The organism is Streptomyces sp. NPDC045022, from assembly GCF_056432605.1.
Map to the genome: position 1 here is coordinate 41,372 of NZ_JBWKIR010000035.1, position 25,079 is coordinate 66,450.

The following is a 25,079-nucleotide window of genomic DNA, read 5'->3' on the forward strand; positions in this document are numbered from 1 at the left end:
GTTCCCCGGGGCTTGGCTCTGTTCACGAGAACCTACAGCAGCCGTACACGAGATCAGGAGGCGTCGGCGGCGCGTCGTGTTCGATGTTCATAGTGTTCCGACCCTTTGGCATCCGGCCACGGAGCCCGCGCAAGAACCCGTTTGGCGGCCCACGGCGACCGCTGCTACGTTTCCGGAGGCCGTGCGAGAGAACGAGGAGGTGGTACCCGTGAACGTATTGACATGGGTGCTCCACTCCGGGGTCACGGTCGGGCGATAGGTCGTCCGGGAGCGCCGTTCCAGAGCACTCCCGAAAGGCACGACCATGCGATTCACTTCTGAACAGCGCCTCGACGACGGCGTCCTCGAACGCGAGTTCACCCTCGGCGAGATCCCCGGCACCCTGTGGACGCCTGGATCCGCACCGGTTCCGCTGATCCTGATGGCCCACAACAACGGCCTGCCCAAGGGGGAACCCCGGCTGGTGGCTCGGGCCCGGCACTCCGCGGCGTACGGCTGCGCGGTGGCCGCTATCGATGCCCCCGGGTGCGGTGACCGGCCACGTTCCGCCGCCGACGAAACAGGCCCGCGCCGACCTCCGCCGGGCGATGCAGGCCGGCGAGCCGGTCGATGAGATCTTCGAGTCCTTCATCGGCCCGCTGGCCGAAAAGGCGGTCCCGGAATGCCGGACCACCCTGGACGCCCTCCTTTCGCTGCCCGAGATCGGCGGCCCGGTCGGGTACTTGGGGTGGACCGCCGTCGGCATTCGGCTGGCGGTGGTCGAGCCGCGCATCGCGGCCGCCGGTTTCTTCGCCGGGGGTTACGTGCCCCGCGCCCGGCGTGAGGAGGCCCGGCAGGTCACCATTCCGCTGCTGTTCCTGCTGCAGTGGGACGACGAAGGAAACCCCCGGCAGCGGGCCCTGGATCTGTTCGACGCCTTCGGCACCAAGGAGAAGACGCTGCACGCCAATATGGGCGGGCACACCGGCACCCCGTGGTTCGAGGTGGAGGACGGGGGCCGGTTCTTCGGCCGCACCTGAAGTGAGGCTACCTGGTCCAGTTGGGCCTGGACGCCCTGATGGCCGACATCGAGGCTCCCTCGCTTCCCCTGCTGGCTGGCCTCGCGCGTGGTGAGTATCCCCAGGCCCGCGAGCTGTTCGACCTTGTGCTGGGAGAGTTGGGTCTGCTGCTGCTGACCTCAGAAGATCTTGCCAGGGCGCGATGGACCGCGGCCCAGTGGTGGCCGGCCAGATCCTGGAGTGCCAACTCGGTCCCGTGCACGGAGCGAAGCTGATCTATGAGGAAGCTGCAGCCGAACTCGACTACCCCGACGCGCTGCAACCCATCGTTGATCTGGCGAGAGCGCTCGACCTGCCGAACGATCAACCTCCGGACCAGCAGCACATTCGCGACCGGGTTACCTCCGCGGCGCGAGACTTTCTCGCCACAGAAGCGCACCAGAACCACAGCCTTTGACCTACGTCGCATGACGCCGGGTGACCCGTTCACGGAAAGCGAGCCAGAACCGGTTCTCGTGAACGAAGCCAGAGGCCCGTGTTCAGGCCGCGACGGGCTCCTCCGGGGCGGCAAACGCTGCTGCGAGTGCGCTGCCGAGGACCACTCTGCGTGCGACCCCGCCTTGCCACGGCGGCCGTCGGCCTCGTCCGGTGCGGGCTGACGGTGTTCCCGCTCCCGGCCGGCGGTCGCTCCCGGGCCGCTTCCCCGCCGGCCGTCAGCCTGCCCAAGAAGGTGCCCGCCTCGAAGTGCGGTTGTGGATTGCCGCAGTTGGCGCCCTTCGGGAGTCACTGCGGCTGTCAGCGGGTCTGTGTGGAGCGTGATCCACCGGTCGCGGCGATGGTGTGGAGATGCGTCGAACCCCGCCGCAGCCCCTGGCCTGTGGGCGGCCTGCGCGTTGAGACTGGCATCCGGCGATGGCCTTCCGAGAGGTGCGCCAGCAGCCGAACCGCACCGGTCGACCCAGGAGTTCGGATGCGCCTGCGTAAGCGTGCACTTGCGGCTGTGTTCGTGACCACCGCGGCCTTCGCCGCTCTCGGGCCGCAGGCCCTGGCTGCGCCCATGCCCTGGGACTCCCACAAGGCACCGGTAGCCACCACACCGGACACCTCCTCTGCGGCGGCCGCCGAGAGCGGAACGGTCACCGTGCTGTGCGGGGCTCCCTGCTACGAGTAGGCAGCCGCGTGCACGGAACCGCCCCAAGCCGCCAGTCGAGGTGCGAGTGACTCCCTGGGCCGAGTGCCTGGATGTGCAACCGCTTCCATCGGCAAATACCTCGAAGGGCCTCCCCGGGGCATGCACGGGAAGGCCCTTCGAATGAAAGAGACGACGTCAGTGCTTGAAGGCGTCCTTGGTCTTTTCCTTTGCCTCACGGGCATCGCCCGTGCTCTTTTCCGCCTGTCCTTCGGCAGCCATGCGGTCATTCCCGATGGCGCTTCCGGTGGCCTCCTTGGCCTTGCCCTTGGCCTGCTCGGTCTTCGCCTTGGCCTTCTCGCCGGCAGTCATGGAATGCGCCTCCTCATTGCTTCGGTGTCGCTTTCGCGGTAGCCCACTCGTGCCCCGGCTCTCCCTGTGCAAACAAGCCAGAGCTGCGGAATGAACGACCAGTCGCGGGGCATACGGCGGCTCAGGAGGTTGATAACTATGGTTCCCCTGCTGCTTGTTCTGCTTCTCGCACTGATCCTTTTCGGCGCCGGCTTCGCCATCAAGATCCTTTGGTGGGTCGCGGTCGCCGTCCTGGTGCTGTGGCTGCTCGGCTTCGTCATGCGGTCCACGAGCGCCGGCGGCGGCCGCGGCCGCTGGTACCGATGGTGATCTGACCCGCACACACAACGCACCCTCTTCGCAGGGCCCGGCCGGCATGACGGCCGGGCCCTGCGCGCATGCCGGGCCACGCACGGCGACGGCGGCTTCATATATGTCGTGGGCACGTCGTCGTACGAGACCCCCTCAACGCGCTTCACGTGGGCGGGGGCCTGAACCCACACCGTGTACCAGGCAGGCTCTACGCCGCCCTCAGCGGTGTTCTGCCAGGCCGGGACCGAGACGCGGAACAACGAACCAGTCCTCGGGCGTCTGCTGGCGCTCGTGGAGGCGTCCTGCTTCCCGAGCAGGTCGTTCAGTGCAGCTGGTCGGTGGGCTCGGTCGTCTGGGAGCGGGTGGCTGCGAGGCTGGTGAGGAGCTTGAGTCGGTCTTCGGAGGTGGTGCCCGGTTCGGCGGTGTAGAGGGTCAGGTCGTGCACCGCACGGTGGGGCATGGGCAGGTCCAAGGACTGGTAGGTCAGCTCGACGAGGCCGACGTCGGGGTGCTGGAGTCGCTTGATGCCGTCGTGCCGGATGCGCACGTCGTGGGCGGCCCACTGGCTGCGGAACTCGGGGCTGAGGGTGGACAGCTCGCCGATGAGCTCGCGCAGGGCCCGGTCGTGGGGCTCACGACCGGCCTCGGCGCGCAGCAACGCGGCGGTGGCGACGGTGGCGGCGTCCCAGTCGACGAAGAAGTCCTGGGCGCCGGGATCGAGGAAGATATAGCGGGCGACGTTGGGACGGCCGCGTTTGTCGGTGGTGGTGCTTTCGTACATCGGGGCGTGCAGGGCCCGGGCCAGCGGGTTGTCGGCGATGACGTCCTGGCGGCCGTTGCGTACGAACGCGGACGAGAGGGTCATGGAGTCGAGCAGCCATTGGATGCGGGGCGGGACCTCGACGTCCTTGCGGCGGGACGGTATGCGGTGGGCGGGCCGGGCGGCGCGGGCCAGGTCGAACAGGTAGGTGCGTTCGTCCTCGTCCAGCTGCAGTGCCTGGGCGACCGCGGCGAGAACGTCTTCGGAGACACCACTGATGTGGCCCTTCTCCAGCCGTGTGTACCACTCGGTGCTCACACCGGCGAGCACGGCGACTTCCTCGCGCCGCAGGCCCGGGACCCGGCGGCGGGCGCTGGTGGGCAGCCCGGCCTGCTCCGGGGTGATCTTGGCACGCCTGCTGGCGAGAAAGTCCCGGATCTCGGTGCGGTGGTCGACACGGCTGTCGGGTCGCTGGTCCATGCCCTCCACGGTAGCCACGGTCGCCCGGGGAGGGAGGTTGAGCTTGTCCCCCCTATAAACGCGACCTTCTCCGTGCCCGAGGAAGCCGGTTTCGTGGGATCAGTACCCCGATCACCACCCCCACGGAGTTGATGCATGAGTACGCGAGGAGGAGTCCTCCAGGCCCAGGCCGACGTACGGGCCGAGCGCCGCGAGCAGGCGACGCCCGCCCGGCTGCCGCTCGTCGTCTACATACTGGCGCTGGGCACGTTCCTGATGGGCACCACCGAGTTCGTCGTCGCCGGTCTGCTGCCCGAGATCGCGGGCGACCTGCAGGTCAGCGTGGCCCAGACCGGGCTGGTGATCACCGTCTTCGCCGTCGGGATGATCGTCGGCGCGCCGCTGATGGCGATGCTCACGCTGCGGCTGCCCAAGCGGCTGACCCTGATGCTCGCCCTGGGGGTCTTCGCCACCGGACATGTCATCGTCGCCTTCGGCTCCGGCTTCACCCTGCTCCTGGCGGCACGGTTCCTGACCGCGCTGGCTACCGGAGCGTTCTGGGCCGTGGCCAACGTGGCCGCCACTCAGGCCGCCGGCCCTGCCGCCAGCTCCCGCGCGCTGGGTCTCGTGGGGGCAGGGGCCATGCTCGCCAACGTCGTCGGCGTGCCGCTGGGTGCGTTCGCCGGGCAGCTCATGGGCTGGCGGGGACCCTTCTGGGCCCTCGCGGCGCTCGCCGCGGCGGCCATCGTCCTCATCGCCCGCACCGTGCCGCACGACGGCCCGGCCCAGCAGGCGGGGTCGATCCGCGCCGAGCTGACCGCGCTGCGCTCGACTCGCCTGTGGCTGGTACTGGCCGCCTGCGCCACCACGACCGGCGGCGTCCTGGCCGCGTACTCCTACATCGCACCGCTGCTGACCGACCGGACCGGTCTCCCCGGCGGGCTCGTACCGCTGGTCCTCGTCGGCTTCGGCCTCGGCGCCCTCGCCGGCTCGATCGTCGGGGGCCGTCCGGGCGACCGCCGCCCGCACACGGTGACCCTCGTGGCCGCCGCGGGCGCGACCCTCCTACTCCTCGCGATCTCCCTGCTGGCCGGCTACGCCGTTCCCACGGTCATCCTGGTCGCCCTGCTGGGATTCTTCGGCCTCGGCGCCAATCCGGTACTGATGGCTTTGGCCGTCCGCTACGCACGGCAGGCACCCGTCCTGGCCTCCGCCCTGGCCGTCTCTGCGTTCAACCTCGGCACCGCCATCGGCTCCTGGATCGCCGGCCTCACTCTCGACTCCGGCCTCGGATCCACCGGCCCCGCCGTGGTCGGCACGGCCGTCGCCGCACTGACCCTCATCCCCACCACCGCCCTCGCCCTGAGCCGGCACCGCCGCTCGGGCGCACCCGGCGCCGCCGTCCGAAGTGCACCCGCGGTCCACGCCGAACAGGTGTGAACCGGCCCGCGATCACGTCTTCGTCCACTGCGCGCGGCCACACGCACACGGGGGACCGCACCGGCCCCGGGGTGAGCGACCGGGGGCCACTGCCGGAAGCGGTTGTGGACGGTCAGCCAGGCGCCGAACTCCCGCGGCATCTCCCGCCACTGCCAGCAGGCGGCGGCCGACATCATGTCGGCCGCCGCCTGGCGGAAGGGACTCAGGGTCATACGGGTGGAGCGACGTGGCGTCAGCCGGTCGCGCTGCCCGAGACCCACTCGGTCCACGGCATGTTCCAGTCGCTGAGGCCGTTGTCCGGGGCCAACATGGTCTTGTCCCCGGAGTTCTTGACGATCACGACGTCCCCGATCATCGAGTGGTCGAAGAACCACGCGGCGGGCTGCCTGCCGTCGCTGCCGCCCCTGACGTCCTTCAGGCCCACGCAGCCGTGGCTGGTGTTGACCTTGCCGAAGACCGAGTCGGCACCCCAGTAGTTGCCGTGGATGAACGTGCCCGAGTCGGTCAGGCGCATGGCATGCGGTACGGCCTTGATGTCGTACGAGGGCTTGCCGTCCTTCTCCGTAAGACCGACGGTCGTACCGTTCATATGGATCTGCCGGAACTTCTCGGAGATCACCATCTGACCGTTGTACGTCGGGTGCTCGGGGCTGCCGGACGAGATCGGGATGGTCTTGATCGTCTTGCCGTTCCGGACGACGGTCATCTGCTTCGTCCTGGCGTCGACGGTGCTGATCTGGCTCCGGCCGATCTTGAACGTGACCGTCTTCCGGACGCCGTGGAGGTTGAGCTCGACGGTGACGGTGGAGCCGGGCTTCCAGTAGTTCTCGGGGCGGAAGTCCAGGCGGTTGTCGCTGAACCAGTGACCGACGACCTGCTGGCCGCCGCTGGAGCTGACCTTGATCTTCGACTCCACAGCGGCCTTGTCGCTGACCGCCTTGTAGAAGTTGACCGTCACCGGCATGCCCACGCCGACGGTCGAGCCGTCCTCGGGGGAGAGGTGCCCGATGAAGTCGTTGGCCGGGGACACTGTGGTGATCGTGGCGTTCCCGGTGGCGGAGCGGCCCTTGGCGTCCTCGGCCTCTGCGGCGACCTGGTATCGGGTGGCCCGCTCCAGCCGGCCGTACGGCTTCCAGGACGTGCCGTCCGCGGACACGGTGCCCGGAACCTCGGCACCGGTCGCGACGGCGGTCATGGTCACCTTGGTGAGCTTGCCGTTGCTGACGGTGACCTTGACGGGGCCGTTGATCCCGACGTTGTAGGCACCCTGCCCGGGCGTGATCTCTATTCGGGCGTCGGAAGCGTCCTGGGCGCCGGTCTCAGCTGCCTGCGCATGCGCTTTCGGGTCGTTCCCGGGGTTGTTGTCGCTGGTGGCAGCGTTGCTGGTACCGCCGAGGGCCGTGAGTGCGAGTACGCCGCCGAGTACGCCGGCCGTAGCCACCAGCCCCGTGCGTCGCTTACGTGCCGTGATCAAACGCTTCTCCCATGCCACTGATCGTTGTTATCCCTGGAGCTGGTTACCGGAGGCGTGCAACCGGCTGCAAAACCCACTCTTATGCTTCATTCCTCTTGAACGGTATAGATTGTGGTGAATTCCACGCACAGCGAGAGCGTTGCCGAGGCTCGGCTCGACGGGTCGGACGGCGCGTGGTCGATCTGCTCTCGCCGCCCGCTGCGGGCCGGGGCAGGGGCGCTGCGCTGGGCGTGGCGCCGGTCGCGGACGACAGCCCGCACAGCTGAAGGTCGCCGTCGACGGCAGCGGCAACGCCTTCATGAACGGTGTGCAAGCCGTCGTTCTCGTCACCGTCGTCCTGTGCGTCGCGGGTGCTCTCCTCGCTCGAAGCCGGTGACCTCACGCGACGCGCGTCGTCCGGGAGGGCTACGGGCACGTCACCGGCGGCATGCGCGGAACCGTTGACTCCGGCGGCGTCATGGTCGAACTACAACTTCGGCCCCGTTCTCCAGGGCCAGGAGCTGTACGACCTCCTCGAGTGGGTTGCCGCGCAGCTGTGGTGTGACGGCATCGTTGGCGTGATCGGCGTCTCCTACTTCGGCTCCTTGCAGGCGCTCGCCGCGGGATCACCGAGCCCCGTTGCAAAGCATCGTCTTCACCCATGTGTGGCACCGCGCGAGGCGCTACCGCCGGGATCGAGCCCAGGCCGGCTGTTGTCGCTGGTCGGTGAGCTGGACACCCTGACCTTGCCCCCGGCCTGACGGCCCGGCCGGCGGCGGAACCGCAGGCGATCGCCGGTAGGCTGCGGCGGTGCGCACGGTCGAGCTCCTGCTGGATGAGGCGGCGGACCTGGCGGTCCGGGAGGCCTGGCGGCGGCTCGCGGACGCGGGGCTGCCCAGTCAGGCGCGCCACCGCTCACCGACCAACAGTCCGCACCTCACCCTGGCCGCCTGCCCGGAGCTGACCGCCCCGATTCGCTGGGAGCTCGCCGAGGTGGCCGCCGCCCTGCCGCTGCCGGTGCGGTTCACCGGCGTGGTCCGCTTCGAGCGGCCCACCTCGGTGCTGGCCTGGGCGCTGGACCTCGACTCCGCGCTGGCCGGCTTGCACCGCCGGGTGTGGGAGGCGGTCGCCTCGGACAGCCCGCCCGAGACCCTCAACCCCTTCCACCAACCCGGACGCTGGAGCCCGCACATAACCCTCGGCCGGACCCGGCGGGCCGGTGCCTTCGCCGGCCGGCGGGTCCCCGAGCTGCTGCCGGCGCCGCCGCTGTCGGTCCGGCTCACCACCCTGCGCAGCTACGACACCGAAACCGGCGCCCTGGAGGTGCTGGAGCCCCGTTCCTGAGACGCCCCCGACCCCGACCGGTCAGCGCACCGCGAAGTGGTACCGCGCGCTGTCGCGTCGGTGGGTGGCCAGCGCTTCTCCACGGCAGTGGGCTCCTCGACGCGATCACCGCCCGCGCGCGCTTCCTTTCGTTCGGCCGCCGTCTTCTTCCTGTTCGAACAGCGGCAGTCACAGCTCCGGGACGCGTGCGCGTCGGCGCCGCCCGCGTCTCACGTCTGATCGCCGCCACCACGTAGGACAAGGGCCTCCGACTCAATCGTCACGACCCGGGGTCGGCCACCGTCCCCCGCGTCCGTGAACCCCGGCACCGGGGAACCGTTCGTCCGGCCCTGCCGGAACACGCCCCGGTAGGGTGACGGGTGTGGACATGCTGCACCTGCGTTACTTCGTCGCCGTGGCCGAGGAGCTCAACTTCTCGCAGGCGGCGCGCAAACTGCACATGGCGGCCTCGCCGCTGAGCCAGCGGATCAAGGACCTCGAACGTGAACTCGGCCACGAACTCTTCGAGCGCACCACCCACCGGGTGGATCTCACCCCGGCGGGCGCCGCCCTGCTGCCGATGGCGCGCGACATCCTGGAGCGGGCCAACTCGATCCCGTGGCGGCTGAGCGAGGCGGTGCGCCCGCAGCTGGACAGGCTGTTCATCGGGATGCCCGCCGGAGTGCATCCGCTGCTGCGGGAGCGGGTCCGGCTGCTGGAGGACGCCTGCCGGGGGATGTGCGAACTCAAGCGCTGGCCCGGTACGTCCGCGGACCTGGCGGACGCGGTGCACGACGGCAGGCTGGCGATGGCGCTGGCCCGGCTGCCGGTCTCCGATCCGGCGTTGGAGATCATCGAGGTGATGCGCGAGGTGCTGGGTGCGGCGGTCCCGGCCGACCGGTTCCCCGGGCGGACGTCCGTCACCCTGGAGGAGCTGGCCGACCTGTCGTACGTCGCGACACCGAACGACGCCACCCCGGCCTATTTCGAGGAAATCGACGCCCGGCTGAATTCGGCCGGCGTGAAGAAAAGAATCCGCATCAAAATGGCGGACTATTCCGGAAGCTCGGAGCTGATCTCCTCCGGTATTGCGTTTTCGATGACCATGCTCTCACCGGAGAGTCCCATGCATCTGTACCGGCTGGACAACGTGGCCGTGCTGCCCGTCGAGGACTTTCAACCCACCCTGGTCACAGGGCTGTTGTTCCGCGGCGACCGGGCGGGTGGCGGTGGTGACCTGAGCGGGGTCGCCGCCCGGGCCCGGCAGATCTTCGACGAGGTCATCACCGTCTGACCGATTTCCAGCGACCTTTTCCAGAGAATGCCGGAGTGGGTGTGACCACTCTGGTCATACCCTTGTTCGCCAGTTGATCATTCCCTTTCGGTCTGCTCACGCATAACGTCGTCGGTGGAAACATTCACCTTGAAATTACTGCGTGAACAGGAGTGATGATGGACATCACGGCCGCCGGCACCACAGGTCCGCTGGACGGCGTGCGGGTCATCGATCTGTCAACGGTGGTGATGGGGCCCTACGCGGCGCAGATCCTGGGCGACCTGGGCGCCGACGTCATAAAGATCGAGTCCCCGTCCGACACGGTACGGGTGGGCCCCTACCGCACCACGCCCGGCATGACCCCGCTCAACCTCAACGTCAACCGCAACAAGCGCAGCGTGAGGCTGAACCTCAAGGACGACACCGACCGCGCACGAGCCCTCGAGCTGATCGACAGCGCCGACGTGCTGGTCACCAACATGCGCCCGGGCGCGCTCGCCCGGCTCGGCCTCGGCCACGCCGACATCGCCGCCCGCAACCCCGGCCTGGTCTACGCCCACGCCCAGGGGTTCCGCAGCGACTCCGACCGGGCCGGCAACGCGGCCTACGACGAGACCGTGCAGGCCGCCTCCGGCCTGGTGGACGTCGCCAACCGGGCGCTGGGCACCCCGGCGTACCTGCCGACGATCATCGGCGACAAGGTCTGCGCGCTGACGATCGTCTACTCGGTGCTCGCCGCGCTGGTGCACCGCGACCGCACCGGCGCCGGCCAGTACGTCGAGATCCCGATGACCGACACGCTCATCGCCTTCAACCTCGTCGAGCACCTGGCGGGGCACGTCTTCGAGCCGCCGGAAGGCCGCACCGGCTTCCCGTTGTCGATGAAGAAGGGGCATCGAGCGGTGCCCACCAAGGACGGCCTGGCCTGCGTCATGCCGTACAACCCGCCGAACTTCCGGGACTTCTTCCTCGCCGCCGACCGTACCGATCTGGCCGCGGACCCCCGCGTCAACGGTGATTCCATCGACGACGACGACGTCGACGCGCTGATGGAGCTGGTGGGGGAGTGCTCGCCGAGCCTGACCACCGAGGAGTGGACGCGGATCTGCGCAAAGCACAGCATCCCGATGGCGCCCGTGCTCGAACTCGACCGGGCCGCCGAGGACCCGTACGTGCGCGGCGGCCGGCTGCTCGACGTGGTGGACCACCCCAGCGAGGGCTCCATCCGCTCGGTCGGCATCCCGGTGCGGTTCTCCGCCACTCCCGCATCGGTCCGCCGGCTCGCTCCGCTGCCCGGCCAGCACACCGAAGAGGTCTTCGAGGAACTCGCCGCAAACCGCTGACCGACCGTCAGGCAAGGACTCACAGCATGCACAGCACCACAAGCGAGGTGCGGACCGAGCTCATCGGTTCGTCCCTGCTCATCACCATCGACCGGCCGAAGGCACGCAACGCGGTCAACGCGGCCGTCGCCGCCGGACTGTCCGCGGCCCTCGACCAACTGGAGGCGGACCCCGGCCTGCGGGTCGGCGTGCTCACCGGCGCCGGAGGCACGTTCAGCGCCGGGATGGACCTCAAGGCCGCCCTGGCCGGCGAGTCGCCCGAGATCCCGGGACGCGGCTTCGGCGGTCTCACCCAGGCCCGGACGGCCAAGCCGCTGATCGCCGCTGTCGAGGGCTGGGCCATGGGAGGCGGCTTCGAACTGGCCCTGGGCTGCGACCTCGTCATCGCCGCGGACGACGCCCGGTTCGGTCTCCCCGAGGTCAGCCGCGGGCTGATCGCCGCGGGCGGCGGGGCGATCCGGCTGCCCAAGCGCATCCCGTACCACCTGGCGATGGAACTGCTGCTGACCGGCGAACCGGTCACCGGCGAGCGGGCCGGCCGGCTCGGCATCGCCAACCGTGTCGTGCCGGCCGGCCGGACCGTCGAGACCGCACTGCAACTGGCCGAGCGGATCGCGCGGAACGCCCCCCTCGCCCTGGCCGCCGTCAAGGAACTCGTCCGCGCCGCCGACGGCACGCCGGAGGAGGAGGCGTTCGCCGTGCAGGGGCGGCAGATGGCCCTCCTCGCGGCCTCCGCCGACGTGCGCGAAGGCATGACCGCCTTCACCGAGCGCCGCTCCCCGGTCTGGCAGGGCCGGTAGGAACGGAGGGAGAACACATACCATGCAACAGCACGACGTACCCGGGCACATCGCGACGCCACTGGCCAACCCGGCCTACCCGCCGGTCGTGCCGCGCTTCACCCACCGCGAGTACCTCAACATCGTCTATCGCACCGACCACGAGTCCCTGCGCGCCGTGGTGCCGGAGCCGCTGGAGATCGACGAGCCCCTGGTGCGCTTCGAGATCATGCGCATGGGCGACGTCAGCGGCTACGGGCCGTACACCGAGTCCGGCCAGGCGATCGCGGTCCGCCACGAGGGCGAGCGGGGCGAGTACCTGCACGCGATGTACCTGGACAACCTTCCGGCCATCACGTCCGGCCGCGAGGCCGGTGCCTACCCCAAGACCGCCGGCTCGCCCGCCCTCTACATCGACCACGGAGCGCTCGTCGGCGTCCTCGACGTCGGCACGCTGCGGGTGGCGACCGCGACGATGGGCTACAAGCACTACGAGCTGTCGGTCGAGGAGGCCGTGGCCCAGGTCGGTGTGCCGACCTACATGCTGAAGCTGGTCCCCGGCTTCGACGGGGCGCCGCAGGTCGCGCAGTTGGTGCGCACCGAGATCACCGACATCACGGTGAAGGGCGCCTGGACCGGCCCCGCCCGGCTGCAGCTCTTCGAGCACGTGCTGGCACCGCTGGCCGATCTGCCGGTGCGCGAGATCGTCTCCGCCAGCCACATCCTGACCGACCTCACCCTGGCCCCGGTCAAGCCCGTCCACGACTACCTGGCCCAGCCCGCCCACCCCGTGCGGTGAACGCGGCCACGGACGCAGAAGGAAGAGATGTGATGACCAAGCCATTCACGACCGCCGCGGTGGTCGGCGCCGGGACGATCGGCCTGTCCTGGGCCGCGCTCTTCGCCGGCCATGGCCTGCGGGTGCGGATCACCGACCCGCGGCCGGACCTGGCCGAGGCGGTCGCCGAGGCACTCGACCGGGCGGCCGGACAACTGGCCGCGCAGGGCCTGAACGTCGACGGCCTCGCCGAACGGGTGGTGATCGCCGACGGCCTCGCCGACGCGGTGGGCGACGCAGACGTCGTGCAGGAGAACGGCCCGGAGAACGTCGACTTCAAGCGGGAGTTGTTCACCACCCTGGTCGGCGCTGCCCCCGCACACGCGCTGCTGCTCAGCTCGTCCTCGGCGATCCCCGCCACCGCGTTCACCGACACCATCGAGGACGCCGGCCGGATCCTGATCGGCCACCCGTTCAATCCGCCGCACCTGGTGCCCCTCGTGGAGGTGGTGCCGGGCAAGCGCACTTCCGAGGAAAGCGTGGCGCGGGCCGTCGAGTTCTACCGCTTCGTCGGCCGGGTCCCGGTCGTGGAACGCAAGGAGATCCCCGGCTTCGTCGGCAACCGCCTGCAGAACGCCCTCAGCCGGGAGGCGATCTACCTGGTCGAGCAGGGCGTCGTCAGCCCGGCGGAGCTGGACACCGTGATGGTGAACTCGCTCGGCCTGCGCTGGGCGACGGTGGGGCCGTTCCTCGGCGCGCACCTGGGCGGCGGCCCCGGCGGCTACCGGCACATGGCCGAGCACATCGGCATGTCGATGCAGAAGATGTGGGACTCGCTCGGCCGCCCGGAGCAGAGCCCCGAACAGACCGAACGGCTCGTCGCGGCCGTCGAGGACGCCTACGGCTCCCGCTCGTACGCCGACCTCGGCGAGGAGCGCGACGCCAAGCAGATCGCCGTGCTGTCCGCCCTGGACAGCGCCACCCGTGTGGAGAAGGAGACCCGCTCATGACCGCCCTGCTGCCCGAGAAGGCATCCGAGAAGGCTTCCGTCGACGAGCGGTTGGCCGCGGACTTCTACGACGTCGAGTCGCTGCTGCCCCCACACGAGCGTGAACTGCTGCTCCGCGCCCGGTCCTTCATGCGCACCGAGGTCAAGCCGCTCGTCAACGAGTACTGGGCCAAGGGCGAGTTCCCCCACGAACTCATCGGCAGGTTCCGTGAACTGGGACTCGCAGGCGTCCCCTACGAGGGGTACGGCGACCCCCTGCCGGCCGGAAGCAACCTGCTGGTCGGCATGCTGTCGATGGAGTACACCCGCACCGACGCATCCAGCGCCACCTTCTTCGGCGTGCACAGCGGCCTGGGGATGTACAGCATCTACCGGGGTGGCGACCAGGAGCAGCGGGACCGCTGGCTGCCCTCGATGGCCGCGCTGGAGACCATCGGCGCCTTCGCGATGACAGAACCGCTCGGCGGCTCCGACGTGGCCGGAGGCATGCGCACCACCGCCCGCTGGGACGGCGAGAACTGGGTGCTCAACGGCGCCAAGCGGTGGATCGGCAACGCGACCTTCGCCGACCTGGTGGTGGTCTGGGCCCGCGACGAGGCGGACGACAAGGTCAAGGGCTTCGTGGTCGAGAAGGGCACCCCGGGCTTCTCCCCGGTGAAGATCGAGAACAAGATCGCGTTCCGGATCGTGGAGAACGCCGAGATCACCCTGGCCGACGTCAAGGTGCCCGAGGCCAACCGACTGCAGCGGATCGACTCCTTCCGCGATGTGGCGGAGATCCTCCGCGCCACCCGCAGCGGCGTCGCCTGGCAGGCCCTGGGCGTGATGATCGGCGCCTACGAGCTGGCGCTCGACTACGCCAAGCAGCGCCGGCAGTTCGGCCGCCCGATCGCACGGTTCCAGATGGTGCAGGACCTGCTGGTCAAGAGCCTCGGCAACATCACCGCCTGCTGGGGCATGCTGGTCCAGCTCGCGCGGCTGCAGGACGCCGGCGTCTTCCGTGACGAGCACTCCTCGCTGGCGAAGGCGTTCGTCACCTCGCGGATGCGCGAGGTGGTGGCGTGGTGCCGGGAGATCTTCGGCGGAAACGGCATCGTCCTCGACTACGACATCGCCCGGTTCTTCGCCGACGCCGAGGCGATCTACTCGTTCGAGGGCACCCGCGAGATGAACACCCTCATCGTCGGCAAGGCGGTAACCGGCGAGAGCGCCTTCGCCTGACCGCGCTCCCCACAGCCCCGCGCCGGCCCCGAGTGAACCGCACCTCGGCGCCGGCGCGTACCAGTGCGGGCGTACCCCCCGGCGGGACCATTGCCGCGGGCCTTGTGCGCCGCGCACAAGTGCCGCCCCGAGTGTCGTCGTCCGCGCCCATGGGCCGCGAGCACCGCCGATTCGTACCGTCTCTCCTCACGTACCGGACATCCGTCCCTCGTCGGGACGCCCACTGCGCCCGACGTCCGTCGACGTGATTCGAGGAGCCGACATGCACATAGCGGAACTGCCGGATCTGCGGGCCCGACACGCCCCGGACGGTCCCTGCCTGGCCGACGAAGCGTCAGCCATGGACAATGCGGCATTCGCCCGCCGGGTCCGCCGGGCCGCGACGGCCCTGCGCGATCGAGGCGTCCGGCGCGGCGACGTGGTGGCGCTGCTGCTGCCCAACACGGCGGACTTCGTCGTCGCGCTGTTCGCCGCCTGGCGACTCGGCGCGGCGGTGACGCCGGTCAACCCGGCGCTCACCGAGGCAGAGGTGCGCCACCAGCTCCGGGACGCCGATGCCGCGGTGGTCGTCACCGCCGGCCCGTCGCCACTCGCCCGGGCGCTGACCGTGGCGGAGTTGGCCGCCGGGCCCGAGGACGCGGCCGCACCGGAGACCGACGCGGACGCGCTCGCGCTGCTGATCTACACGAGTGGCAGTACCGGGCGCCCCAAGGGCGTGATGCTCGACCACGCCAACGTCGCCGCCATGGCGGGCATGATGATCGACGCCGCCCGGCTGTCCGAGGCCGACCACAGCCTGCTGATCCTGCCCCTCTTCCACGTCAACGGGATCGTGGTCGGCACGCTGTCCCCCCTTCTGGCCGCAGGACGGGTCACGGTGGCCGGGAGGTTCCGGGCCGAGACCTTCTTCGACCTGGTCGCCGCGGTGCGCCCCACTTGCTTCTCCGCGGTCCCGGCGATCTACTCGATGCTCGCCGAACTACCGGACGGAGTGCGGCCCGACACCTCGTCGGTGCGGTTCGCCGCCTGCGGAGCGGCCCCGATGCCGCCCGCGCTCATCGAGCGGTTCGAGCACCGCTACGGCATCCCGATCCTGGAGGGCTACGGCCTGTCCGAGGGCACCTGCGCCTCCACCACCAACCCGCTGGACGGCCCGCGCAAGCCCGGCACGGTCGGACTGCCTCTGCCGGGCCAGCAGGTCGCCGTGATGGACCCGCAGGGCAGGATCGTCCCGGCGGGGAAGACCGGTGAGGTGGTCGTCCGCGGGCCCAACGTGATGCGCGGCTATCTCGGCCGCCCGGAGGAGACCGCCCGCACCGTGGTCGACGGCTGGCTGCACACGGGCGATGTCGGCCGTTTCGACGAGGACGGCTACCTGGTCCTGGTCGACCGCATCAAGGACATGATCATCCGGGGTGGCGAGAACATCTACCCCAAGGAGGTCGAGACCGTCCTCGGCGACCATCCCGATGTGCTCGAAACGGCCGTGGTGGGCGCCGCCGACCAGAGGCTCGGCGAAGTGCCGGTGGCCTTCGTGGCACTACGCCCGGGCGCGGCGGCCGACGCCGACGACCTCCTCGACCACTGCCGGGCCCGGCTCGCCAGGTTCAAGGTGCCCACCGGGATCCACTTCGTCGACCGGCTGCCCAGGAATCCCGTCGGCAAGACGGACAAGCCCGCGCTGCGGGCCACGGCGACCGCCGTCACCGTCCCCGCGGCCGGCTGAACGCAGAATCGGGAGAACAGTCATGGGATTCCTCGCACCGAACACGGCGAAAGTCGACATACAGCAGTGGCGCACCCGCCCCTACCAGCAACGCATCAGGCCGCTGGCCGAGCACTGGGCCACGCACGGCTTCGGTACCCCCGGCATCGTGCACCTGCTGTACCTGGTGAAGATCACCGTGTACGCACTCGGCGGCATCGCGGTCGTCTCCACGACTCCCGGCGTCGGCGGCATCGCGCACTTCGGTTCCTGGTGGGCGGAACCGATCATCTATCAGAAACTCGCCGTCTGGACGCTGCTGTGGGAGGTGCTGGGCCTCGGCTGCGGCTCGGGCCCGCTCAGCTCGCACTTCCTGCCGCCGGTCGGCGCCGTCCTGCACTGGCTGCGCCCGGGCACCGTACGGCTGCCGCCGTGGCCGGGGAGGGTTCCGTTCACCTCGGGGACGCGACGGACGGCTGCCGATGTGACCCTGTACCTGGCGGTACTGGGAGCTGCGGTGTGGCTGCTGTGCTCAGCCGGCGACACCGGCGTGCTGGCTCCCTGGCACGTCGCCGTGCTCGCGGCGCTGCTCGCGCTGCTCGGACTGCGCGACAAGACCGTCTTCCTCGCCGCCCGCGCGGAGCACTACGGACTGACGCTGCTCGTCTTCCTCTTCCCGGTGAGCGACATGACCGCCGCGCTGAAGCTGGTCATGCTCGCCCTGTGGTGGGGCGCCGCGACCTCCAAGCTCAACCGCCACTTCCCCTTCGTGGTGGCGGTGATGATCAGTAACAGCCCGCTGCGCCCGGCCTGGTTCAAGCGCCGGCTCTACCGGCACCACCCCGACGATCTCAGGCCGTCCGTTCTCGCCGCCGCGGCCGCGCACGGCGGCACGGTCATCGAGTACGTGGTGCCCCTGGTCCTCGTCCTCTCCCACGGCGGGACCGTCACCACGATCGCTCTGGCCGTGATGGTCGTCTTCCATCTGCACATCATGTCGACCTTCCCGATGGGGGTGCCGCTGGAGTGGAACGTCTTCTTCATCTACTCGGCGCTCGTCCTCTTCGGCCACGACGCCGCGGTCGGCGCCTTCGCCCTGCACTCCCCGCTGCTCGCCGCGGTGCTGGTGCTGAGCCTGGTCGTGGTCCCGCTGCTCGGCCACGTCCGCCCCGACCTGGTGTCCTTCCTGCCCTCGATGCGCTACTACGCCGGCAACTGGCCCACCAGCCTGTGGTGCTTCCGCAAAGGCACCGAGCACCGGCTCAACGAGCACATCGTCAAGGCGTCCGGTCTGCCCATCGACCAGCTCACCCGCCTGTACGGTGCCGAGGCCGCCGAGCTGGTACTGCATCAGGGGCTGGCCTGGCGGGCGATGCACAGTCATGGTCGCGCACTGATCGGACTGCTGTCGCGGGCCGTGGACGACGTGGAGTCCTACGATGTCCGGGAGGGCGAGACGGTGGCGGGAGCGGTGCTCGGCTGGAACTTCGGCGACGGCCATCTGCACAACGAGCAGCTGGTGGCCGCCGTACAGCAGCGGTGCGGCTTCGCGCCGGGCGACCTGCGCGTCGTCCTGCTCGAGTCCCAGCCGACGCACCGGCAGCGCCAGCACTACCGCATCGTGGACGCGGCGAGCGGCCTGATCGAGGAGGGATATGTGAACGTACGGGAGATGGTGGACCGGCAGCCCTGGCTCGACGACGAGACGCCCGCGATTCCCGTCGAGCCCGTCGCGACCCCGCGACCGGCGACCGAGGTGGCGGCGGCACATGAGTGACGCGATCGTGGTGGGGGCCGGCCCGAACGGGCTGGCCGCCGCGGTCGCCCTGGCCCAGCAGGGACTGAAGGTGACCGTCCTGGAAGCCGCCGACGAGATCGGCGGCGGCACCCGGAGCGGCGAACTGACCCTTCCGGGACTGCTGCACGACCACTGCTCCGCCGTACACCCACTGGGCGTCGGCTCGCCGTTCCTGCGGACCCTCGACCTGGAGCGGTACGGCGTCGCATGGGCATGGCCGGAGGTCGATCTGGCCCACCCACTGGACGGCGGGCGGGCGGGAGTGCTCTTGCGCTCCGTGGAGCGGACCGCGCACGGTCTGGGCGCTGACGGTCCGGCCTGGGAGCGCCTGTTCGCCCCGCTGGCCGACGACTTCGACGCGCTCACCGAGGACGTGCTGCGCCCGGTGCCCCATCTTCCCGCCCACCCCGCGGCGCTGGCCCGTTTCGGACTCCGTGCGCTCCAGCCGGCCACCCTGCTGGCCCGGCGCTGGCGCACCGAGGAGGCCAGGGCGCTGTTCGCGGGGGCGGCTGCGCATCTGATGTATCCGCTGACCGGGCCGGCCAGCGCCGCGGTCGGGCTGATGCTCATCGGCGCCGCCCACCGCTTCGGCTGGCCGGTCGCCCGCGGCGGGTCGCGGACCATCACCGACGCGCTGGCCGCACTGCTCACCGAGCTCGGCGGGACCATCGAGACGGGGGTGCGGGTCGAGACCCTCACCGAACTCGGCCCCGCCCGGATCGTCATGCTGGACACCACCCCCGGCGCCGCGGCGCGCATTTGCGGCGACCGGCTGCCCGGCCGGGTACGCCGGGCCTACCGGACGTGGCGGCACGGCCCGGCGGCATTCAAGGTGGACCTCGCCGTCCAGGACGGCATCCCCTGGACTCACGAGGCGTGCCGCCGGGCGGGCACCGTGCACCTGGGCGGCACCCTCGAGGAAGTCGTCCGCACGGAGGCGCGGACCGCCACCGGGCGGATGCCCGAGCGCCCGTTCGTCCTCATCGGCCAGCAGTACCTCGCCGACCCGGGCCGATCCGGTGGCGACGTCCACCCGGTCTGGGCGTACGCGCACGTCCCGCACGGCTACCCGGGCGACGCCACCGAGGCGGTGCTGGGCCAGATCGAACGGTTCGCGCCGGGCTTCCGGGAGCGGATCGTGGGCATCTCGGTGCGCTCGACCGCCGAACTGGCCCGCTATAACGCGAACTTCGTCGGCGGCGACATCGTCGGTGGCGCCAACACCGCACGGCAGATCGCGCTGCGCCCCCGGCCGGCGCTGGACCCCTACAGCACCGGAATCCCCGGTGTCTTCCTGTGCTCGGCGGCCACCCCGCCCGGCGCCGGGGTACACGGCATGTGCGGTGCCAACGCCGCCCGCTCCGCGCTGCGGTACCTGGGCCGATGACCGACCCCGTGGAACCGCCGGCGGACGGGGCACCGGATGCGGTCGTCCTCGCGGCCCAGGTGATGCAGGCGCGCCGGGACGACTTCATCGCCCAGCTGGTCGCCACCACCGAGGCGGAGATCTCCCAGCTGGAACACGACGAACCGTTGCGTGGCCTTCTGGAAGCCAGTATCACCGAGAACATCGTCACCGCAGTGCACGTCATCATCAACCGCATCGACCCGCAGACCGTGGACGCCCCCGCCTCGGCCGTGTCCTACGCCCGCCGTCTCGCCCAGCGCGACGTCCCACTCTCGGCCCTCCTGCGCGCCTACCGCCTCGGCCATGCGCAGAGCCTGGACCTGGTCCTCGGCGAGGCCGTCCGACTGGAGCTGCCGGACCCGGCCGGCACCGTCATCAAACTGGTCAGCCTCACCTCGGCATTCCTGGACCGGGTCTGCGACCAGATCGGCCGTGTCTACGAGGAGGAGCGCGAACGCTGGGTGGGCAGTCACCGCGTGCTGCGCCAGTACTGGGTCAGCCAGCTCCTCGACAATCCCCGGGTCGACCTGCGCCAGGCCGAGGCCGCTCTCGACTACTGGCTGTCCGGCAGCCATGTGGCCGTCGAGTCCTGGTGCTGCGACACCACGGAGATGACCGACCCCACCGCCGTCTTCGACCGGTTGACCTCGCTGCTGTACACCGTCCTGCACGCCCAGGGGCGCCCCCTGCTGGTCCACACCGACGAGGCGCACGCCCGGATCTGGCTCTCCGTCAAGCCCGGCTGCCCCGTCGACCCCGACACGGTCGCCACCGAACTGGCCGACGCCGCGCTACCGGTGCGGGTCGCCCTCGGCATCGTCCGCCCGGGACTCGACGGCTTCCGTCGCAGCACCCGCGCCGCCGCCCGCGCCAAGGCACTCGCCCTGTCGGCCGGACCGAGCGCTCCTCGCGTGGTCGCCTTCACCCGCGTCGCCCCTGTCGCCCTCCTGGCGGACGAGCCCGGCCAACTGGCCGACTTCGTCTCCGACACTCTCGGCGACCTTGCCGTCGACGATCCCCGCCGCGAACTCCTTCGTGAGACGCTCCGCGTTTTCCTCGCCACCAATCGCAGCTACGCCGCCACCGCGGACCAACTGATGGTCCACCGCAACACCGTCCACTACCGCGTTCAGCGGGCCGTCGACCACTACCACCTCGACCTCGACGCCAACGCCTTCGACCTCCACTTCGCCCTCAACGTCTGCCGCTGGCACGGGGCGAAGGTCCTGCGTCGAGGTGCGTCCGGAAGGGCGCCTGACGGGCACCTGCCCTGATCAGCCGCCCTTCTCACCTGTCCACAAGAGGCCCAGCTTCTTCGGCGAGTGCGACACCATGAGAGGCGCAGCGGCATGTATCGGACCGGTACGCGGGGCGTCGATGCTCTTCGGGACCACCTTCGACGACGAGGACCTGGAAGGCTTGGCCAGCCTGGAACCCGAGGGCGTCTCCGTCCTGGACCGCAACGCTCACCTGGCGGCGCGGCCCGTAGCCTGTTGTCTGAAGCGTTGTTGACCTCGCGGCGGCGGAGGGCAGGCGAGTGCTGGCACACTGGTTCCGTCATGGGCGGTTGGCATGCCGCCGCCCGAGTTGCCGCGTTTTCGCGCGGCACGAAGGGTGGGAGCGGGCATGGAGCGCATTTCGGACGTGGATCTTGCACTGGACCGTGATGTGTTCCTGCGGACGTTGGTGCGTGAGCTGGCGACATCGCTGGAGTCGGTGATCGGCCTGGAGGAGGCGTCGGGCTACATCAGCGTCGTGGGTCAGGCGGTCGGCACGCAGATCGACGAGATGTACCTCAAGGCCCTGGGGGAGGACCGGCTGACCGGTGAGCAGGTCGCCGAGGCGCTCGTGGACCTCAAGCGCCGCATCAACGGCGACTTCTACGTCATCGAGCACGACGAGACGAAGATCGTACTGGGCAACCGGGCGTGCCCTTTCGCGGAGAAGGTGGAGGGCCGGGAGTCGATGTGCATGATGACGTCCAACGTCTTCGGAACCATCGCCGCCCGCAACCTGGGCTACGCGCGCGTGGAACTCGAGGAGACCATCGCGCGCGGCGACGCGGGCTGCCGCGTCGTGGTGCACCTGGTCCCCGATGCGGACGTGGCGGTCACGGGCCGTGAGTACTTCGGCGATCTGTCCGTCACGCCATGACCCTTGCCCTGTTCGGGGCCATCGTCAAACTCCTGCCCCACCCTGTGCTGCTGTGCGGCGCCGACGGCCGCATCCTGGCCGCAAATCCCGCTGCCGGCCGTTGCGACAGCCGGCTCGTCCCAGGCGCCAGCCTGTTCGATGTGGAAAGCACGGATGCCCCGCTGCTGCGTACCCATCTGGCCGCCTGGCTGCGCAGTGGCAGCCCGGTGCCCGGCGCCTTGGCCATCAAGGATGTCGACGGCCGGCTGCGCCGGTTTCGCTGCCATGGTGCACGGGCGCAGTGGTGGGACGGCCCTGTTCCGGCCGCCCAGCTGCACCTGAACCCGTTGGACGGCGCTGATCAGTTCGTCGTGCTCAGTCAGCAGGTCGCCGCGCTGAATCAGGAAGTGGCTTACCGCCGGTCGCTGGAGACCGAGCGCGTCCGGCTGCTGGCCGTCGAGCAGGCCACCCGCACCCGGCTGCAGCACCTGTACGCCCTGACCGCCGCCCTGGCCGCCGCGGTCACCGTCACCCAGGTCTCCCGGGCCGTTCAGGACGCCGCACCAGCGGCCCTGGGCGCCACCGCGGTCGAACTCCGCCTGCACTCCACGCGCCTGGTGCCGCCCCTGCAACCCGGCGAGCGGCCCCACCCCGCCGCCGACTGGACGGACCTGGACCACCCCGCCCCCTCGGCCCCACCGCTCCCCCTGTCGGGCACGGAACCGGTGGCGTTCACTCTGCCGCTGGAAGCGGACGGCACCCGTCTCGGCCTGCTCAGCGTCCACGGCGCCGACCGGGCGACCGGTCCGGAGCACGCTACGGCCGTGGCCCAGCAGATCGCCCAGGCGCTGCGCCGTGCGGGACTGCACGAACACGAGCACCAGGTCGCCGAACGCCTCCAGTTGAGCTTGCTGCCCCACCTGCCGAGCATCTCCGGACTGGATGCCGCCACCTGCTACGCCCCCGGCAGCGACCTGCTCTCAGTCGGCGGCGACTGGTACGACGTCTACGACATCGACGCCGAACACATCGGCCTGAGCATCGGTGACGTCGCCGGGCACGGGCTGCGTGAGGCCACCGTCATGGCACAGATCACCGCCGCCCTGCGCAACATCGTCCCGCGCTGCGGCAGTGCGCCCGCCACGGTCCTCGATGAACTCAACACCTTCCTGGGCCGCTACCACCCAGGCCGGATGGTCACCGCCTGCTACCTCGTCTTCCACCGCCCCACCCGCACCCTGACCTACGCAGCCGCCGGCCACCCGCCGCCGTTGCTCATCCACCCCGACGGCGCCAGCACCTACCTCGACCGGGCCACCAACCCGCCACTGGGTCCCGTCTCCGGCATCCGCTACCGCCAGGCCACCCTCACCCTGGCCAAGGACGAGACCCTCCTCCTCTACACCGACGGCCTTGTCGAACGCCGCCGCGAAGTCATCACAGCCGGACTGGAACGACTGACCGCGTGCGCGCGTACCACAGCCGGCCTCGACCTACCCGAGCTGTGTGAGCGCTTCCTGCACCACCAGCCCGACGCCGCCTTCCCCGACGACCGCGCCCTGCTCGCTGCCCGCTTCCCATCCGTCTGACGACAGAAGTATGGGGATATCCGTCGCGCGGGCGTGCCTTCCCAGCCCGCGCTGCGAACGCGGGCCTACTCGGTGACTGGTCGATCAATCACCCGGGAAGGTACGCCCATCGCGTGCCCCCTGGGGGAGCTGATCCACAAGTCCTGAGCAGCGCTCGTGGACGCATGCCGGAACCTGCTGGCGCAGCACGTACCTGATCTGCCACTGAGGCGGAGGTGGCCTCAATCTCCGCACCCGGGCGCCGTTCTGCCCCACGCCGCTCTTCTACCGCGATCCAGTGCGATTCCAGGTTGGCCGACAGGTTGGGCACACCGGTGGATGGCCCACAGATCTAGCGGGTGACAGAAGGTGACCACCAACCGGGGCCAGGGGCCGGGTCCGGAGACCGGGGCGGCCACCGAAGCGCCGGTGGTGTTCAAGGTCCGCTGCCAGGCGGCCAGATCATGGCCGCCCAGTTGGGGGAGGAGCAGGAACCGTCCGGGAGGGTCAAAGGTCGGCGCAGATTCTGCGAGCCTTGGCCAGTTCCTTCTTCACCTCGGCGTCGACCTGGAAGACCTGGCTACGGCGGTTCTGTGCCCGGGTGATGGCCTCGGCGAGTGGCTTGTACGAGGAGTCACCCGCGGCGGCGGCTGTGGCCAGGTCGAAGGCGCCCGCGAAGCGGTACAGCGCCTGTTCGCCCGTCCTGCCATTCGTCGAGAACTTCGACTCGTCTACGCCGGCCAGCGCGTCGCACGCGCCTCGGGCGTCGACTCCTGCGCTGCTGCCTTCGTCCGACGTACCGCCGGTCAGTGCCCAGGTCATGCCCACGCCTGCGCCGCCCACCAGCAGTCCGACGAGTAGAGCGGTCACCAGCGGACCGCGGCTGCGGGTCGGCGCGGGGGTTGGGGGCGGCGAGACGGAGGCTTGGTACGGCTGCTGTGCCTGCATGTACAGGACCATAGCGGGCTGTTCGTACGCGTGCCCCCGGTGGGTCATCGGTCGGGTCCCGGGACCAGCTTCGGTCCGTGACGATCTGGGGATCGCCCGGCTCGAGCCGACGCCCCGTCAGCCGCCCGCCAGGACAGATGGACAATCTGTTACGAATATTCATCAACCCCCTTTACTGGAGGCGAGTTGACGATCGCCGATACGGCCGCGTCGACCTGCTCTGCCTCCACGAACTCGGCTACATGGAACTCGACCGTCGCGGCGCCGGACTCCTCTTCCGACCACCTCACCTGCGGCGGGAACATCATCGAGACCGGCACCGACTCGTACCGCCTCGCCACCACCCGCGCCCAAGCGGCACGAGCCAGCAGCTGAGCACAATCCACCTGCTCTATAGAACCGGACCGCACTCATCGAGGATCACGGTCGGCTCCGACAGGAAGACATCACTAACGGGAGGGCGCACAGCCGGACGACGCACGCGGTGCTGCCGGCGGCCACGACATGATCGAGATCCAGATGATCAACGACTCCGAATGCTGGGCGGCCGTGACCAGAGCGGGGACCGTCGGCCGCTGGTCGCACCTGAGCACTCACACGGACCGCACCCCAGCGGATGATGCGTTCACCCCACCGCTGACGCGCAGGCCGGATACCGTACTAGGGCCTGTGTGAGGTCGTGATCATTCTCGGGTTCTGGTCCATGCGGGGGTGGGACCTGGTAGGACGCTGGGTGTGACACGTACGCAACTCACCGACAAGCAGTGGGAGTTCATCGAGCCGTACCTGCCGATAGGCGAGTACGGTCCGTACCCCGAGCGGCTGCGGGAGCAGTTCGAGGGGGTGATCTGGCGGTTCCGGTCCAGCGCCCAGTGGCGCGAGATGCCC

Annotated in this window: 23 protein-coding genes and 2 pseudogenes; 21 read left to right on the plus strand and 4 right to left on the minus strand. The window is 70.1% G+C overall.

The genetic code is table 11. From position 1 onward, the window contains the following. The first annotated feature begins 304 nt into the window (after nt 1-304). The 3 genes and pseudogenes from AC07C1_RS36295 to AC07C1_RS36305 all read left to right on the plus strand — a co-directional run bounded on the left by AC07C1_RS36295 (nt 305) and on the right by AC07C1_RS36305 (nt 2,169). Nucleotides 305-1,019 (plus strand): annotated as a pseudogene (locus tag AC07C1_RS36295) (dienelactone hydrolase family protein). Nucleotides 1,020-1,218: 199 nt separating this feature from the next. After that, nucleotides 1,219-1,455, plus strand: a complete 237-nt coding sequence (locus AC07C1_RS36300) for a hypothetical protein (protein ID WP_478946160.1) — start codon at nt 1,219-1,221, stop codon at nt 1,453-1,455. 543 nt (nt 1,456-1,998) lie between these two features. Next, nucleotides 1,999-2,169 (plus strand): hypothetical protein, encoded by a 171-nt coding sequence (locus tag AC07C1_RS36305; protein ID WP_478946162.1) that lies wholly within the window; start codon nt 1,999-2,001, stop codon nt 2,167-2,169. A gap of 156 nt (nt 2,170-2,325) precedes the next feature. Here the strand turns inward: AC07C1_RS36305 and AC07C1_RS36310 are convergent, their stop codons facing one another. Further along, nucleotides 2,326-2,499, minus strand: coding sequence for a CsbD family protein (locus tag AC07C1_RS36310; protein ID WP_478946163.1), 174 nt, complete (start codon nt 2,497-2,499; stop codon nt 2,326-2,328). A gap of 138 nt (nt 2,500-2,637) precedes the next feature. On the opposite strand from AC07C1_RS36310, the gene AC07C1_RS36315 reads away from it, so the two are divergent. Further along, nucleotides 2,638-2,808, plus strand: coding sequence for a hydrophobic protein (locus tag AC07C1_RS36315; RefSeq protein ID WP_345052063.1), 171 nt, complete (start codon nt 2,638-2,640; stop codon nt 2,806-2,808). Between the two features lie 304 nt (nt 2,809-3,112). On the opposite strand, the gene AC07C1_RS36320 is transcribed toward AC07C1_RS36315, so the two are convergent. Further along, the gene (locus tag AC07C1_RS36320) at nt 3,113-4,030 is read right to left on the minus strand and encodes a helix-turn-helix domain-containing protein (RefSeq protein WP_478946165.1); all 918 of its coding nucleotides are present in this window, start codon (nt 4,028-4,030) and stop codon (nt 3,113-3,115) included. 135 nt (nt 4,031-4,165) lie between these two features. Between AC07C1_RS36320 and AC07C1_RS36325 the strand changes: the two genes are divergently transcribed. Further along, nucleotides 4,166-5,449 carry an MFS transporter gene (locus AC07C1_RS36325; RefSeq protein ID WP_478946167.1) on the plus strand — a complete coding sequence of 428 codons (1,284 nt, stop codon included), beginning with the start codon at nt 4,166-4,168 and terminating at the stop codon, nt 5,447-5,449. Between the two features lie 232 nt (nt 5,450-5,681). Here AC07C1_RS36325 and AC07C1_RS36330 read toward each other — a convergent pair whose 3' ends face one another. Then, nucleotides 5,682-6,920, minus strand: a complete 1,239-nt coding sequence (locus AC07C1_RS36330; RefSeq protein ID WP_478946203.1) for a L,D-transpeptidase — start codon at nt 6,918-6,920, stop codon at nt 5,682-5,684. A 353-nt stretch (nt 6,921-7,273) separates the two neighbouring features. Here AC07C1_RS36330 and AC07C1_RS36335 point away from each other — a divergent pair, with 353 nt between their 5' ends. From AC07C1_RS36335 to AC07C1_RS36400, 14 genes are all read left to right on the plus strand, one after another. Further along, the gene (locus AC07C1_RS36335) at nt 7,274-7,663 is read left to right on the plus strand and encodes a CocE/NonD family hydrolase (protein WP_478946169.1); all 390 of its coding nucleotides are present in this window, start codon (nt 7,274-7,276) and stop codon (nt 7,661-7,663) included. A 49-nt stretch (nt 7,664-7,712) separates the two neighbouring features. Then, complete coding sequence (locus AC07C1_RS36340) at nt 7,713-8,246, plus strand: 2'-5' RNA ligase family protein (RefSeq protein ID WP_478946171.1); 534 nt, start codon at nt 7,713-7,715, stop codon at nt 8,244-8,246. Between the two features lie 367 nt (nt 8,247-8,613). Continuing rightward, a complete protein-coding gene (locus tag AC07C1_RS36345) occupies nt 8,614-9,519 on the plus strand; it encodes a LysR family transcriptional regulator (protein WP_478946205.1) in 906 nt (301 codons plus the stop codon). 155 nt (nt 9,520-9,674) lie between these two features. After that, entirely contained in the window at nt 9,675-10,844 is a 1,170-nt protein-coding gene (locus AC07C1_RS36350) for a CaiB/BaiF CoA transferase family protein (protein WP_478946173.1), read from the plus strand. Between the two features lie 26 nt (nt 10,845-10,870). Next, nucleotides 10,871-11,644, plus strand: a complete 774-nt coding sequence (locus tag AC07C1_RS36355; RefSeq protein WP_478946175.1) for a crotonase/enoyl-CoA hydratase family protein — start codon at nt 10,871-10,873, stop codon at nt 11,642-11,644. Between the two features lie 22 nt (nt 11,645-11,666). After that, entirely contained in the window at nt 11,667-12,422 is a 756-nt protein-coding gene (locus AC07C1_RS36360; protein ID WP_478946177.1) for an acetoacetate decarboxylase, read from the plus strand. After that, nucleotides 12,419-13,411 carry a 3-hydroxyacyl-CoA dehydrogenase NAD-binding domain-containing protein gene (locus tag AC07C1_RS36365; RefSeq protein ID WP_478946179.1) on the plus strand — a complete coding sequence of 331 codons (993 nt, stop codon included), beginning with the start codon at nt 12,419-12,421 and terminating at the stop codon, nt 13,409-13,411. The genes AC07C1_RS36360 and AC07C1_RS36365 overlap by 4 nt, the downstream gene beginning before the upstream one ends. Further along, nucleotides 13,408-14,631 (plus strand): acyl-CoA dehydrogenase family protein, encoded by a 1,224-nt coding sequence (locus tag AC07C1_RS36370; RefSeq protein ID WP_478946181.1) that lies wholly within the window; start codon nt 13,408-13,410, stop codon nt 14,629-14,631. Before AC07C1_RS36365 ends, AC07C1_RS36370 begins: the two co-directional genes overlap by 4 nt. A gap of 262 nt (nt 14,632-14,893) precedes the next feature. Beyond that, on the plus strand, nt 14,894-16,357 hold the full coding sequence (locus tag AC07C1_RS36375) for a class I adenylate-forming enzyme family protein (protein ID WP_478946183.1): 1,464 nt from the start codon (nt 14,894-14,896) through the stop codon (nt 16,355-16,357). A gap of 22 nt (nt 16,358-16,379) precedes the next feature. Further along, the gene (locus AC07C1_RS36380; RefSeq protein WP_478946185.1) at nt 16,380-18,113 is read left to right on the plus strand and encodes a DUF3556 domain-containing protein; all 1,734 of its coding nucleotides are present in this window, start codon (nt 16,380-16,382) and stop codon (nt 18,111-18,113) included. Next, nucleotides 18,106-19,521 (plus strand): phytoene desaturase family protein, encoded by a 1,416-nt coding sequence (locus AC07C1_RS36385; RefSeq protein WP_478946187.1) that lies wholly within the window; start codon nt 18,106-18,108, stop codon nt 19,519-19,521. The genes AC07C1_RS36380 and AC07C1_RS36385 overlap by 8 nt, the downstream gene beginning before the upstream one ends. After that, on the plus strand, nt 19,518-20,816 hold the full coding sequence (locus AC07C1_RS36390; RefSeq protein ID WP_478946189.1) for a PucR family transcriptional regulator: 1,299 nt from the start codon (nt 19,518-19,520) through the stop codon (nt 20,814-20,816). The genes AC07C1_RS36385 and AC07C1_RS36390 overlap by 4 nt, the downstream gene beginning before the upstream one ends. A gap of 352 nt (nt 20,817-21,168) precedes the next feature. Further along, a complete protein-coding gene (locus AC07C1_RS36395) occupies nt 21,169-21,696 on the plus strand; it encodes a methanogen output domain 1-containing protein (RefSeq protein WP_478946191.1) in 528 nt (175 codons plus the stop codon). Then, nucleotides 21,693-23,264, plus strand: coding sequence for a PP2C family protein-serine/threonine phosphatase (locus AC07C1_RS36400; protein WP_478946193.1), 1,572 nt, complete (start codon nt 21,693-21,695; stop codon nt 23,262-23,264). Before AC07C1_RS36395 ends, AC07C1_RS36400 begins: the two co-directional genes overlap by 4 nt. Nucleotides 23,265-23,750: 486 nt before the next feature. On the opposite strand, the gene AC07C1_RS36405 is transcribed toward AC07C1_RS36400, so the two are convergent. Then, the gene (locus AC07C1_RS36405) at nt 23,751-24,191 is read right to left on the minus strand and encodes a hypothetical protein (protein WP_478946195.1); all 441 of its coding nucleotides are present in this window, start codon (nt 24,189-24,191) and stop codon (nt 23,751-23,753) included. Nucleotides 24,192-24,388: 197 nt separating this feature from the next. On the opposite strand from AC07C1_RS36405, the pseudogene AC07C1_RS36410 reads away from it, so the two are divergent. Both AC07C1_RS36410 and AC07C1_RS36415 read left to right on the plus strand, forming a co-directional pair. After that, nucleotides 24,389-24,566, plus strand: a pseudogene (locus AC07C1_RS36410) (IS21-like element helper ATPase IstB); the annotation flags it as partial. Between the two features lie 360 nt (nt 24,567-24,926). Beyond that, a partial coding sequence (locus AC07C1_RS36415) for a transposase (protein ID WP_478946207.1) occupies nt 24,927-25,079 on the plus strand: 153 nt, incomplete at its 3' end.

Excerpts from the sequence above, each read along its gene's own strand:
- AC07C1_RS36310 (WP_478946163.1), bottom strand. The coding sequence starts at position 2,499 with ATGACTGCCGGCGAGAAGGCCAAGGCGAAGACCGAGCAGGCCAAGGGC.
- AC07C1_RS36315 (WP_345052063.1), top strand. The coding sequence starts at position 2,638 with ATGGTTCCCCTGCTGCTTGTTCTGCTTCTCGCACTGATCCTTTTCGGC.
- AC07C1_RS36320 (WP_478946165.1), bottom strand. The coding sequence starts at position 4,030 with ATGGACCAGCGACCCGACAGCCGTGTCGACCACCGCACCGAGATCCGG.
- AC07C1_RS36325 (WP_478946167.1), top strand. The coding sequence starts at position 4,166 with ATGAGTACGCGAGGAGGAGTCCTCCAGGCCCAGGCCGACGTACGGGCC.
- AC07C1_RS36345 (WP_478946205.1), top strand. The coding sequence starts at position 8,614 with ATGCTGCACCTGCGTTACTTCGTCGCCGTGGCCGAGGAGCTCAACTTC.
- AC07C1_RS36350 (WP_478946173.1), top strand. The coding sequence starts at position 9,675 with ATGATGGACATCACGGCCGCCGGCACCACAGGTCCGCTGGACGGCGTG.
- AC07C1_RS36355 (WP_478946175.1), top strand. The coding sequence starts at position 10,871 with ATGCACAGCACCACAAGCGAGGTGCGGACCGAGCTCATCGGTTCGTCC.
- AC07C1_RS36360 (WP_478946177.1), top strand. The coding sequence starts at position 11,667 with ATGCAACAGCACGACGTACCCGGGCACATCGCGACGCCACTGGCCAAC.
- AC07C1_RS36370 (WP_478946181.1), top strand. The coding sequence starts at position 13,408 with ATGACCGCCCTGCTGCCCGAGAAGGCATCCGAGAAGGCTTCCGTCGAC.
- AC07C1_RS36375 (WP_478946183.1), top strand. The coding sequence starts at position 14,894 with ATGCACATAGCGGAACTGCCGGATCTGCGGGCCCGACACGCCCCGGAC.
- AC07C1_RS36380 (WP_478946185.1), top strand. The coding sequence starts at position 16,380 with ATGGGATTCCTCGCACCGAACACGGCGAAAGTCGACATACAGCAGTGG.
- AC07C1_RS36385 (WP_478946187.1), top strand. The coding sequence starts at position 18,106 with ATGAGTGACGCGATCGTGGTGGGGGCCGGCCCGAACGGGCTGGCCGCC.
- AC07C1_RS36390 (WP_478946189.1), top strand. The coding sequence starts at position 19,518 with ATGACCGACCCCGTGGAACCGCCGGCGGACGGGGCACCGGATGCGGTC.
- AC07C1_RS36395 (WP_478946191.1), top strand. The coding sequence starts at position 21,169 with ATGGAGCGCATTTCGGACGTGGATCTTGCACTGGACCGTGATGTGTTC.
- AC07C1_RS36400 (WP_478946193.1), top strand. The coding sequence starts at position 21,693 with ATGACCCTTGCCCTGTTCGGGGCCATCGTCAAACTCCTGCCCCACCCT.
- AC07C1_RS36405 (WP_478946195.1), bottom strand. The coding sequence starts at position 24,191 with ATGCAGGCACAGCAGCCGTACCAAGCCTCCGTCTCGCCGCCCCCAACC.